This is a genomic window from Bacillus sp. SA1-12 (assembly GCF_000981385.1).
Taxonomy (GTDB): domain Bacteria; phylum Bacillota; class Bacilli; order Bacillales; family Bacillaceae; genus Metabacillus.
Genome location: NZ_LATZ01000002.1, coordinates 49,141 through 61,784 on the forward strand (window position 1 = coordinate 49,141; position 12,644 = coordinate 61,784).

Genomic DNA, 12,644 nt, shown 5'->3' on the forward strand with positions numbered 1-12,644 from the left:
AAGGAGTGTTTTGGTCTGCCATCTGTAAAAAGAGGCTGACTAAAGGGACACCCTTTTTGAGACAGCCTCTAACTCATTTATTCCGTTTCATTTTCTTCAGTTGTTTCTTTCTCTTCTGTTGTTTGCTTCTCTTCCAATGTATTTTTCTTTTCCGTTGCCCCTAAGGTGACAGATAATACGTCTCCTTTTTTCAAGATACTCCCCTTATTGATACTTTGCTTGACAACATACCCAGAGCCTTCTGTTTCAACAGATAGTCCTAATAGATTAGCCAGTTTCATGACATCTCGTTTTGACCAGCCTGCCATATTTGGCATTTCCACATTTTCAGAGAGTTGAAGGAACACTTTTTCATTCACAATGACTGGTGTTTCAGCTTCAGGGTATTGTGCTTTAATACTCTCACCGTTTCCAAGAAGGATTGGCTCCAACCCAAGCTCTTTCAATTTGCTTTTTGCCTCAGAAGTATTCATGCCCTCTAATGAAGGAAGCATCATTCCGCTGTCTGCTTCTTCTTCCACTTTTGTCGTCTCCGTTTCTTCTGTTGGTTCTATTTGCAGATACTGAAGACTATTCTTCATGACCGTATTAAAAATCATTGAAGTTGGCACAGATCCTGCTTTACCTTCCAATTCAGGCTTTTGAACAGCAACATAAACAATCAACTCTGGATCATCCTTTGGCGCCATTCCAAGAAAGGAAAAGACATGATTATCATTACCTGATAAATAACGGCCTTTTTCAGGCGAATATATTTGGGCAGTTCCCGTTTTACCTGCGACTTCATACCCTTCAATTCGAAATGGTTTACCTGTACCTTTTTCCGAGCTGACAACCGTTTCTAAAATATTTAAAACTTCCGTTGCTGTTTTTTCAGAAATAGGCTGACCAACAACCTTAGGTTTCGTCTGTTTGACAATTTCCTTATTATCGGTATCGACTATTTTATCGATCACATATGGCTGCATCATTTTCCCATTGTTTGCAATAGCTGTTGCTGCTTGAATTTGTTGAATTGGTGTAACAGCTGATGCTTGCCCAAATGCTGTTGTCACTCGGTCACGATGTGTTTTAAAATTAATCTGGCTATTGTCTTCATTTGGAAGATCGATTCCTGTTTTTCCAAGAAAACCAAACTTATTTAAATATTGATATAATCGATCAGTTCCTAATAGCTTATCTGCAATTAATGAAAACCCTACATTTGATGAGCGTTGTACCCCTTCATTGTATGTAATAGGTCCCCACCCTGATCCGTTATGGTCAGATATATCCGGCCCTTCAATTGCATATTTCCCTGACTGAAAATAGGCATTTCCATTATATACACCTTCTTCAATTGCAGCAGCAAGCGTAAAAATCTTCATCGTAGATCCTGGTTCAAATGGATAGGAAATCACATCATTTGTATATGACGTTATATCTCTCGTATTTGGATCAAAGCTTGGACGCTGACCCATAGCCAATATTTTACCTGTTTTCGGATCTGCAACAACAGCGATGATCTTCTCTGGTGAAAACTCATCAACAACTTGATTCATTGCATCCTCAAGAAAGGTTTGGATTTTCTGATCAATTGTCAAGTAAACGTCATTCCCATTTTTCGGTGCAACAATTTTATCATTACTATTTGGCAGCTTCCAGTTATAATTGTCTTTCTCAAACTTCACATAGCCATCTTCTTCACGTAGGTATTTTTCAAGGTTTTTTTCCAGTCCCATCATACCGACTGTTTCTTTCGTCTCCTCTTGGGTTTGAGCATAGCCGATCAAATGTGAAGAAAAAACACCGTTTGGATAGAACCGTTGCTTATCACGAATGAACGTTATACCAGGTAGATCTAATTCTTCAATTTTTTCTTTTTGTGATTGACTAATATCCCTGCCGGCTGAACCAAATTCAACCTGGAATAAATCTTCTTTTGAAAGGATTTTTTCCACTTCACTGACTTTCATATCAAGTAACGGAGCAAGCTTTTGAGCCGTTTCATCAACATCAACAACATGCTGTGGCTTCTTAGGATTTGTAGTTACTTTTTCATCCAAAATAGCGATAAGTTTATAGGAGGTTTTATCTTCAGCTATAACCTCTCCGCTATGATCCAGGATTCTTCCCCGAGTAGCTTCGATTGGCCGTTGTTCTTCATATAGTTTTTCTGCTCTGGCAGCAAGGGCTTCACCGTGAACCGTCCCTGTTGCTTGAATATAAAAAAAGCGGATAAATATGACTAAAAAAAGGAGTGCAAATAGTAAAGACAAAATCGCTGCTCCTCTGTTCATATTTGTGTTTTTTTGTGTGATCTTCATACGTACCTCCTCTTTCGGCTTTTATTTTACCATATAGCGAGACTTCCTTCAGCGGGGTTTTCTTCATCCCCGCTGATGGATAGCGAGACTTATCGGATCTTTACGGGCAGTTCATTCATTCTTATTTTTCTTAAAGTGCTGGATATTACTGCCTGTTTTGATGGGATATAGCGAGTAAAATTTAGTGTTTAGGCGGGATTTAAAAAAAGCTGGCTACACCACCTAAACATGTGTAGCTCAGCTCTATATATCGTCAGCTTTCTTGAATTAGTTTTGAACACTCTTTACATTATTTTCATCTAATGTTAATCCAAGTTCTTTTGCCTTTTCCCAGATGCGTTCGTATGTGCTTAATTCTTCAACTTGTACATGAAGATCTTTATTTAGCTTCGTCTGCTCTTCAATTTTAGCTTCTGTTTTTTGAATTTCAATATTGCTTTGATAGACGGTGTAACTTTTTGCAATGATCGTAATTGCACCAAATACGAGAAGGCCGATAAATAAGACGATAAGCAGTTTTTCTCCGGGTGTAATCGATGCTCTTCTCTTTATAATAATTGGTTCTTGTACACGTTGCTGCTGTTGTTGCTCCTGCCTTTGCTGTTCTAATTTCATTGCTAAATTGCTCATGTTTATAACCTCCTTCTTTTTACTTGAATGGCAATCTATACTTGTTACATTTTCTCTGCAATTCTTAATTTAGCTGACCTTGCCCTGTTGTTTTCCTCAAGCTCTTTTTCTGATGGAACAATTGGCTTTCTAGTTATAATTTTTATTTTTGGTTCATAGCCTTCCGGTAAAAATGGCATATTACGAGGAAGTTCTGGTGGTGTTGCTGCTTCTTTAAAAGCAGATTTACAAATGCGATCTTCCAACGAATGAAAGGTAATGACACTTACTCTGCCATTTGGTTTTAATAAGTCAATTGATTGCTCGATCGCTTCCTCAAAAACCTTTAATTCATCGTTAACTGCAATTCGAATAGCCTGAAAAATCCTCTTAGCTGGATGACCACCTTTTCTCCTTGCTGGAGCAGGAATAGCCTCTTTAATGATTTCGACTAGCTCTCCAGTGGTACGAATTGGTTGAGTTTCTCTATATGCTTCGATTTTTCGTGCAATCTGTTTGGAAAATTTTTCTTCACCATATTTGAAAAAGATCTTTACTAGATCCTCATATGACCACTCATTTACAACATCATAGGCTGACCGATCTGATTGTTGATCCATCCTCATATCTAATGGTGCATCGTGGTGGTAGCTAAATCCCCTTTCGGGTGTATCCAGTTGTGGTGAAGATACGCCGAGGTCAAAAATAATTCCATCCACTTTTTCTACGCCATGTTCTGCAAGTTTTTCAGTGAGGTAACGAAAATTGCTTTTTATTAATGTCACTTGACCCTGATAGTTCGCCAGTATTTTTTCTGCATTTGCTAATGCCACATCATCCTGGTCAAATGCAAACAATCGACCAGCTTTCGATAATTTTGATAACAGATAACTGCTATGTCCTGCTCCACCTAATGTACAATCCACATATGTACCATCTGGCTTGACTTGTAAGCCATCGACAGTTTCCTTTAACAAAACCGTTGTATGTTCAAACATAAGTTGTACCACCTTTTCAAATCTTTTTTTGATCTGCTTGTCCACTTTACTATTCATTTTTTGCTTAAGAGAGAATTATATATCAAAATCAATCATATTTTCAGCAATTTCTTCAAATGAATCCTCTTGTTCAGCAACATAATTTTCCCAAATGGACTTGCTCCATAGCTCAATTCGATTTGAAACGCCGATAACAACACACTCTTTCTCAAGTTTTGCATACTGCAAGAGAGGTGTAGCAATATTAACACGACCTTGTTTGTCCAATTCGCATTCGGTCGCACCAGAAAAGAAAAAACGGGTAAATGCACGAGCATCTTTTTTCGTTAACGGGAGGGCCTTTAATTTTTCTTCAATTTGCTTCCATTCACTCATCGGGTATCCAAACAAGCATTGATCCAAGCCCCTTGTTAGGACGAATGTCTCTCCTAGTCCTTCTCTGAACTTAGAAGGGACAATCATTCTGCCTTTTAAATCGATGGTGTGATGGTATTCTCCCATAAACATGCTCGTTGTCCCCACTTTCTCTCCTCATCTCACCACTTTCCCCCACTTATCTCCACTTCCTATTTTACAGATGTTTTCATAAAAAAAAAACCCTGTATAAACAGGATTTTCAAAAAACTTTTATTTAAATTTTGACAATTTTATGTTTACCATTAAAGGAATATGACAAGTTTAGCAATTCTCCTACAAAATCCGGCCCGAATTTATTTAAATAGTAATAAATATTCCAAATTCTCTCTTGCGGCTGTAAATTTGGGAGCAACGATAATTCGATCGCTTTAAATTTTGATATTTGCACCTCATGCTGTTGTTGTTTACGTTTCTCAACTGCGCGATTTAAAAAGTCGAGTTGTTCCTGTATAAATACACCATTCTTTTTTAATAATGGTTCAAGACTCTTATCAATTTTTAAAGCAGCTTCAATTAACCCTTCATGAATATTTGAAATTTGCTGTTTTGCCTCTTCAACAAGTGAAGTCATATCCACTGGTGATACCGATTGTAGAAAATCATCAATTAATTTTTCAACACCATTTTGCAGAACATCTTCCAACAGGATATTGGCTTCTGTTAAATTCCTTTCAATTGATCTTTCTAAAAGCGTAATCGTTAATCTAGGTAAAACAGGGGGCACTTTAATCTCCATGATTGAAAAGACACGCTTTAACTCAGCCCAATAAGTAACTTCACCTGGCCCAGCGATAAAAGCAAGAGTTGGGAATAAATGTTCCTGCATGATAGGTCTTGTAACCACATTATTGCTTAGTTTTTGTGGATAAGTATTTATTAAATCGATTAATTCTGCTTTTGATAAGGTTAAACCAATATCAGGAACGAAAAATTCCTCATCATTTTTCCGTTCCATAAGAAACCGCTCTCCTTCATGATGATAAAAAAGATTTGCACTGTTTTCAGGCATTTCAATTATTGAATGGTAACTATGTGCATGCATTTCCTTCTGTTGTGATTTAACAGCTTCATATAAACTGCGATTTTGATTCACAATCGACTGGAAACAGGATTTTTCAAGCTGGCGAAGAGCAGGATCGCCTGAATTAACAAGCACTAAGCCTTCATGATTAAAAAGCTTCATAATGGCATGCTCAAAGAATTCAACATATGTCTCAGAGTTCTTAATCATACTGGTTAATTGCTCTAATAAATGATTCGAATGATCCGATTCTCCAAATGCTTCAAATACTTGTTCCACCCAATCTACCGTTTTCTCCTTGTTTAATGGCAAATCAGAAACGGGTTGTTTTTTGAGAGGTGAATCTTTTATGGCCATTTTTTTAGGCAGATAGTTCTGTGCAGCAAAAACATGGTTGATTTCGGCAAAATCATGATCTTCACCAGCGATCCAAAAGACAGGAATAACTGGAATGCCAAGCTTCTTTTCTTCATTTTTAGCTAAAACAATAATCGAAATAATCTTATGTATTGTATACAATGGACCAGTTAAAAGACCAGCTTGTTGACCCCCAACGACCACTACACTCTCAGGGTGCTTTAATTTTTCAATGTTTTCTAATGTTTTCTCAAGATTTCCTGAAAATCGTTTTGCGTATTCCTTTAAATAAGCTGATAACTCTTCACGCTGAAAGGAACGATTTTTTAAATCCGCAGCTCTATGTTGGAAAACCTCATTATTATGGATGTTATAATCGAAGAATAAGTCTTGATTTAACTTCTGCTCATTGAAGTCGTTCATAAATTGATTTGTAGAGCGCAGGGAGAGTTCAATAATCTCCATATATGTAACTTCCTTTCTAGATTATGATATACCAAGGTTGAGTATAGCATTTATGGTCCTGAAACAAAAAAACTTTGCTTAAAAATATATTGTATTCATTAGAATTCACTAAACTCCATTTTTAAGATACATAATAATAAAAAGAGAGTAGCATCAGTTTACTGCCCGTTAAGATGGGGTGAATACATTTTGAATCATTCCAGCTGCTATACCGAATAAGGTTAAAATGATGTAACTGACAAAGAAAAATAAAAAAGACAACCGCCACACCTTTTTTGACACTCTTGTAAATGATGGTTGTGCTCGTTTATTATCCATATAATAAACAAATAAAGATAAACATAAAATTCCTACTATTATATAAAATAGAAAAGAGCGTCCAAATAGGGTTAACAAAAGAAAATGAACAGACATAATAAAGAAAATCGTTGATAGATCAAAAGTCAAAAGGATTGATTTCTTTTTATTTTTTACCATGAGTCGTGAGACGAAGAGTAAAAAAACAAAGCAAACTATAGGCAGTGCAAAAGCAAATGAAATGATCCATATAATGAAATCCATCACCATGTCACCTAACGCTCTCCATTCCTTTTATGGCATGATAAAGAAAAGTAATATGTGGGTACAATTTGTTTGTATTGCCCGCTTGATTTATTAAATAGCCTAAAATAGAATCGATTTCTGTCTGTCGCCCCCCTTGTATATCTTTCAACATCGAAGAGCTATTTTCAGAAGTATTTTTACAAATTGTTTGGACATGATCCCAGAGATGCATTTCTTTTTCCAATCCCAATATATGTACAACCTCAAGAAAGAGTTCATGCAATATTTTTTTAAAATAGCCATTCTCAATTAATAATCCATTTTTTACATGTAAAACAGCAGTTAAAGGATTTATCGTTGCGTTAACAACCAACTTCTCTGAAAGCATTTTTTTCCAATCACTTTTTAATTCCATAGGAAATACCGGATCTTGATCCATTAATAATTGATCTAAAAGTACATTTCGTTTATTTTTTTGGTTATAATGGGAGATTTTCGTGATACCTATTCCAGTGTGATTCACTATGTAATCATTTGTACGTAATGCCCCATGCTCAGCAATCCCTAACAGAATTTGATGCTTATCTAAAGATGACAAATATGACAAATGCCCCATCCCATTTTGAAGGAATAAGATCGTCCGCGGAGATTGGTTTTTCAACTGAGTAATAACCTGCTCAATATCATATTGTTTAACCGTTACAATGAGCACCTGTTCTTTATAGTTGCTTGAGAAATCCGCTTTTATAATTGTTTTATCACTTATTTCATTTTTTTGTAATAATAAGCCATTATTATTAATTTGATCTGCTTGTTCTTTTCGCTTTGTATAAAGGGTAATTACATGGTTTTTACTAAGATAAAAGCTGTAAAGCAGACCGATCGAACCTCCGCCAATTATTCCAATTTCCATCTTTACCACCTTCATTTACCTACTAGTATCTATTTGAATTTCCATTTTGAGTAAATTTCCATTTTTTTGTATCGTTAGCTTAATCATATCAAAATAGCCGTTGATTTTACTAGACCTTTGCCTAATTATTGAAAATGTAAGGTTCATTCGGAAGTCGCCCAAACAATTGAAAGCGATTAACTTATTAAGCTACATTAATAATAAGTGTCATGATATAATATATAGTAGCTTATTTTCAATTAAATCAAAATATTCATTACAAGAAATCTTATTTATTTGATTTGCATCAAGGGGGTATGAAACATGTTTAAAGTTGAAAGATTGTTAGTTAATTATAAAACCTTAGAAGAATTTAAGAAATTTAGAGAGTATGGTATTCAAGAGCTTTCCATGCTTGAGGATCTTCAATCAAATATGATTGAAAACGATAGTGACTCGCCTTTTTATGGGATTTATTTTGGCGATAAGCTTGTTGCACGAATGAGCCTTTACCGGGTGGACAAAAAATTCGACCAATATTTTAGTCCTAAGCAAGATTATTTAGAGTTATGGAAGCTTGAGGTTTTACCTGGATATCAAGGGAATGGTTATGGCAAAGCACTTGTTGAATATGCAAAATCATTTAATCTGCCTATTAAAACGAACCCTCGTGTAAAATCTGGGGATTTTTGGTCAAAAATGGGGTTTGAACCCGTGAAGTATGATATGGAACGTGATAAGGGTGAAAATCCATTAGTGTGGTATCCTGCTGGGGTATCTGAACAACAATAATAAACATATAAATAGGGGCTGACATTACATCAGTCCCCCTTCTAATTTATTTTTCTACTCTCTCTAAATTCCCATTTTTATCCATTTGAAATTTCACTTTCCTATTTCTCTCGTCCTCTTGAAGAATGACCATTTTTCTTGCACGATCCATAATTTCAATCAATGCGTGATAATCCTCTTCAATAACTGTTAAGCTATTTGTCAGTGTTTCCTTTTCTTGTTGAAGAGTTGCTACTTTTTCTTCTAATTCACTTATTTTTCCTTTTAATTGTTGATTTTCTTGTTGAATTTCTTGTACAGATGGAGCTTCCTCATATTGCTGAAGAAATGAAATAAGTTCTTTAATAGCATTTTTTGATTGTCCAGTTGGCACATTGCTATCTTCTTTATTAATCGGCTTCTCAACTGGCTCCTCCTTTTGCTGAGGTAAGGTTCTGAGTTCTTTTCTTTGTTTTTTTGCCACTTCAATCCCTGTCTTATACTGTTTACGGACATGAGAATTCCAACGAAACCCGCATGCAGCAGCTGTTCTCGATAACTTTCTGCCTACCTCCTCAAAAGCTGCAAGCTGTGTTGCACCTTCGCGGATGTGTCTTAGTACAACCTCGGCTAATAATAAATCCTCATCATGTGTCCAAGCATCTTGACGCGTCGTAGTCATCTATAATCCCTCCAATAGTCACTTTTTTTCTATACATATGCAACTACTAGAATAGATAGACTAAATACAATCTATTACTTGTAAAAGAAAAAGCACAAACGCTCAGATTGTCTTGATCAAGCCATGTAATAGCCGTGGTGGCAGCTCTTTTCAAAAGAAAGCAATTATGTACTACTTATATTAATAAAACGAATAATATGATCATTACTTTTTCCTATTTATAAATAAGGAAACCGCTTTATGGTGCTCCTCCATTTCCCATAATTCAGCACAGCGCTTGATTTCAGACATTATTCTTACATGCAATTGCATTTGAGTCCATTGGTTCACTTTTACAGATTTGTACGCCCTCAATACAGAAGGATGTTCCACCAAGAAATTCCTAATAAAGTGATACGTCTCCGTGTAACCATTGGTAGCAGGTACAATTTTATCAATAAAGCCATAGGTTTCAGCTTCCTCTGCCGACAGTCTTTTTGCCGATAGAAGGAGGGACATTGCTTTTCCGTAAGGCAATTTTTCATGAAGCATTGTCGCTCCACCCCACCCTGTTGTAATGGCTAACTTTCCTTGAATAAATCCCAAAGATATTCCTTCTTGGGCGATTCGAAAATCACATGCTGTTGCAATTTCACAACCACCGCCTAATGCCACCCCATTTAAATAAGCAAAAGTAGGTAATGGAAAAGTCAAAAGCTCATAAAGGATATCCCCCATTTTCGAAAGCATTTCATATGCCTCTTCCTTAGTTATTAGGTTTTCAAAAGCCTCTATATCCCCTCCTGAACAAAAAGCCTTTTCTCCCTCCCCTGTCAGGACCAATCCTTTTAAATCCATTCTTTCACGAAGGGAAGAAAGACTCACTTTTAATTCATCCATCATTTCAACGTTAACTGCATTATGTTTTAAAGGACGATTGAACTTTATTTCAACAATTCCTGTTACTGGTTCACTAAGGATCAATTTATTCATAAAATTCCCCTTTTTAAGCCCATTGTAGTGCTGTTTCAATTAAAATAAAAGCGCAAAGTGTCATGTTCAAAAATTAGAAAGAAACACACGCTCCTGTAAGAATCTGACTAAACTTGCATGAACATGTACTGTAGTTTCCCTTTTATATTTGTACATAACAATACCAGAATCTTTTATGTTTTAACCAAAAAAAATAAAAGCGTGAAGATCATTGATCCTCACGCTTTTATTAGCTGTAACAAATAATTATTTGTTAACAACGTCTTTTCCTTTGTATGTTCCACATGCTTTACATACACGGTGCGCTAGTTTGCTTTCACCGCAATTTGGGCATTCTACCATACCAGGTACTTGTAATTTAAAATGCGTACGACGTAGTCTTTTTCTTGTTTTAGAAGTTCTTCTAAAAGGTACAGCCATTATTCCCACCTCCTTAAAGAGCGTTGCATCCTAAACCGATTAAAGTCGGTTTCGTTTGTGTTATAAGCTAATTTAATTTAGCTATCCTCATTTTCGAAGAATTTTGCCAAACCGGCTAATCGTGGATCAACCTTGTCTTTCTGTTCTTCTTCAGAAATAACCTGCCAGTCTTTCCCAGATTGCGGAGCAGCGCCTTCTTCATTCATACCATCATCACAGAATATCTGCATCGGAATTTCTAATAGGATTAATTCTTTAATAACAGGTGTTAAATCAACCATTTCACCTTCAGCAAGATAAAAATCCTCTTCCGTATCATAATCTGCTGGTTTTAATAAAAATGTTTCAGTTGTATCAATTGAAAATGGATACTGAACATCCACTAATGTTCGAGAACAAGGCAGAACCATTGAACCTGAAATTGATAAATGAAACGTTACCTTGGTCGAGCTGATATCTGCTCTTCCGCTTACGTTTACAGGTGTGATATCACGAATATCTTCATGACTTGTGATCAGTTCACTTAAATCAATTTCTTCATCAATTCTCAATCCCTTGCTTTGCAATTGATGTAGTTGACTAATTGTCCATTTCAACATGTTATCACCTCAAGGCAACAAAGGTAATTATAGCCTTCGTAAATATATTTGTCAATATTTTTTCTTTACAGTGTTAGTATTCATGAAAAATGCATTTTTAATTAACATGTCTTATTTTAATCATCCTGTAAAAGCTTTTCAAGCTATAATGATATTAAGTTTAAGTAAAATAATCCATATCTCAATTTTTACGAGCTTAAACGCCATAAGCTGTTGGAAGTTTCTCTTCACTGTATTATAATAACGATACTATAAAAAGAACGTGGTGATCTTTTGAACGCATTAGGTCTTGTTGTTGAATATAATCCTTTTCATAATGGTCATTATTATCACTTAACACAATCGATAAAAGAAACAAATGCAGATATTGTGATAGCAGTGATGAGCGGGAACTTTTTGCAAAGAGGTGAACCTGCCATCATATCGAAATGGGAACGGACGAAAATGGCATTGCACAGCGGCATTGATATAGTGATTGAGCTTCCTTATGCCTTTGCAACACAAAAAGCCGAAACTTTTGCAAGTGGTGCGGTTTCAATATTGGGAGCATTAAAATGTCATTCACTTTGCTTTGGAAGTGAGTCAGGAGATATCTTCCCTTTTTTAGAAGCAAATGAATTTCTTTTACAAAACAAAGAGCAATATGATCTATTAATCCAAAAATATATGAAAACCGGTGTGAGTTATCCCTCCGCCTTAACTCGTGCCTTCCAGGAGATATCAAACGGCCGCGACATTCTTGATTTGTCCTTACCAAATAATATACTTGGATTTCATTATGTGAAAGCCATATACCGGCAGAATGCTAAGATAAAACCATACACGATTAAACGGACAGCTGCAGGTTATCATGAACAAAACTTTGTTTCTCCTTCAATAGCTAGTGCGACTAGTATTAGAAAAGCTTTATTCGAAAATAAAGGACCTATTACGAATTATGTCCCAAATGAGACGCTTCAAATAATGGATCAATATAAAAATCAATATGGTTTGTTACATAATTGGGAGCATTACTTTGACTACTTAAAATACAGCATTATGACAATGAGCAGCGAGGAGCTGCTAACAATTTACGAAGCAGAAGAGGGGTTGGAAAACAGAATTAAAAGAATCGTTCCATCCTCTGAAAGTTTCCTGCATTTCATGGAACAACTCAAAACGAAACGATATACCTGGACGAGACTTCAGAGACTATGCACACATATTTTGACGAGAACAACCAAACAGCAGATTAGCTTTATTAATAAAGATCAAACAGCTCCCTATATTAGACTATTAGGTATGTCAAAAAAGGGACAAGAATATTTGAGTTCCGTAAAAAAACAAACCGAACTGCCGATCATATCGAAACTTTCGACAATTCAGCACCCATTGTTGGAGATCGATATTAAGGCTTCATCTGCTTATAACATTATATTTCCTGAACCGCTTCGCTCTAAGCATTTAAAGGCAGAATATGCAACTCCACCCATTAGACTTTAAAACATATAAGACAACAGATATGGGCCCTTTAAACAGCCCAGAGAATAAGAAGATTTGGAAACTGTCACACTGATTCACTTGCATAGCTTGTGGTTCTGGTCTCTTTGTCC

At 35.9% G+C, this 12,644-nt stretch carries 13 protein-coding genes; 2 read left to right on the plus strand and 11 right to left on the minus strand.

Annotated elements, in window-relative coordinates:
* Positions 1-77: 77 nt before the first annotated feature.
* The 7 genes from WQ54_RS01425 to WQ54_RS01455 form a co-directional block, all read right to left on the minus strand.
* Positions 78-2,300, minus strand: coding sequence for a penicillin-binding protein (locus WQ54_RS01425; RefSeq protein ID WP_231597434.1), 2,223 nt, complete (start codon positions 2,298-2,300; stop codon positions 78-80).
* A gap of 273 nt (positions 2,301-2,573) precedes the next feature.
* Positions 2,574-2,936, minus strand: coding sequence for a cell division protein FtsL (gene ftsL, locus WQ54_RS01430; RefSeq protein ID WP_046511044.1), 363 nt, complete (start codon positions 2,934-2,936; stop codon positions 2,574-2,576).
* Positions 2,937-2,980: 44 nt separating this feature from the next.
* Positions 2,981-3,913, minus strand: coding sequence for a 16S rRNA (cytosine(1402)-N(4))-methyltransferase RsmH (rsmH, locus tag WQ54_RS01435; protein WP_046511047.1), 933 nt, complete (start codon positions 3,911-3,913; stop codon positions 2,981-2,983).
* Positions 3,914-3,988: 75 nt separating this feature from the next.
* Complete coding sequence (gene mraZ / locus WQ54_RS01440) at positions 3,989-4,420, minus strand: division/cell wall cluster transcriptional repressor MraZ (RefSeq protein WP_046511050.1); 432 nt, start codon at positions 4,418-4,420, stop codon at positions 3,989-3,991.
* A gap of 124 nt (positions 4,421-4,544) precedes the next feature.
* Complete coding sequence (bshC, locus tag WQ54_RS01445; RefSeq protein WP_046511053.1) at positions 4,545-6,173, minus strand: bacillithiol biosynthesis cysteine-adding enzyme BshC; 1,629 nt, start codon at positions 6,171-6,173, stop codon at positions 4,545-4,547.
* Between the two features lie 168 nt (positions 6,174-6,341).
* Positions 6,342-6,734 carry a DUF3397 domain-containing protein gene (locus WQ54_RS01450; RefSeq protein WP_046511056.1) on the minus strand — a complete coding sequence of 131 codons (393 nt, stop codon included), beginning with the start codon at positions 6,732-6,734 and terminating at the stop codon, positions 6,342-6,344.
* A 7-nt stretch (positions 6,735-6,741) separates the two neighbouring features.
* Entirely contained in the window at positions 6,742-7,629 is an 888-nt protein-coding gene (locus tag WQ54_RS01455; protein WP_046511059.1) for a 2-dehydropantoate 2-reductase, read from the minus strand.
* A gap of 303 nt (positions 7,630-7,932) precedes the next feature.
* On the opposite strand from WQ54_RS01455, the gene WQ54_RS01460 reads away from it, so the two are divergent.
* Positions 7,933-8,400, plus strand: a complete 468-nt coding sequence (locus WQ54_RS01460) for an N-acetyltransferase (protein ID WP_046511062.1) — start codon at positions 7,933-7,935, stop codon at positions 8,398-8,400.
* Between the two features lie 46 nt (positions 8,401-8,446).
* Here the strand turns inward: WQ54_RS01460 and WQ54_RS01465 are convergent, their stop codons facing one another.
* From WQ54_RS01465 to WQ54_RS01480, 4 genes are all read right to left on the minus strand, one after another.
* Complete coding sequence (locus tag WQ54_RS01465) at positions 8,447-9,061, minus strand: RsfA family transcriptional regulator (RefSeq protein ID WP_046511065.1); 615 nt, start codon at positions 9,059-9,061, stop codon at positions 8,447-8,449.
* A 204-nt stretch (positions 9,062-9,265) separates the two neighbouring features.
* Positions 9,266-10,033, minus strand: coding sequence for an enoyl-CoA hydratase/isomerase family protein (locus WQ54_RS01470; RefSeq protein WP_046511067.1), 768 nt, complete (start codon positions 10,031-10,033; stop codon positions 9,266-9,268).
* A gap of 246 nt (positions 10,034-10,279) precedes the next feature.
* Positions 10,280-10,453, minus strand: a complete 174-nt coding sequence (gene rpmF / locus WQ54_RS01475; RefSeq protein WP_046511069.1) for a 50S ribosomal protein L32 — start codon at positions 10,451-10,453, stop codon at positions 10,280-10,282.
* Between the two features lie 77 nt (positions 10,454-10,530).
* Positions 10,531-11,049 (minus strand): DUF177 domain-containing protein, encoded by a 519-nt coding sequence (locus tag WQ54_RS01480; protein ID WP_046511072.1) that lies wholly within the window; start codon positions 11,047-11,049, stop codon positions 10,531-10,533.
* A 276-nt stretch (positions 11,050-11,325) separates the two neighbouring features.
* Between WQ54_RS01480 and WQ54_RS01485 the strand changes: the two genes are divergently transcribed.
* A complete protein-coding gene (locus WQ54_RS01485) occupies positions 11,326-12,534 on the plus strand; it encodes a nucleotidyltransferase (RefSeq protein ID WP_046511075.1) in 1,209 nt (402 codons plus the stop codon).
* The last annotated feature ends 110 nt before the right edge of the window (positions 12,535-12,644 follow it).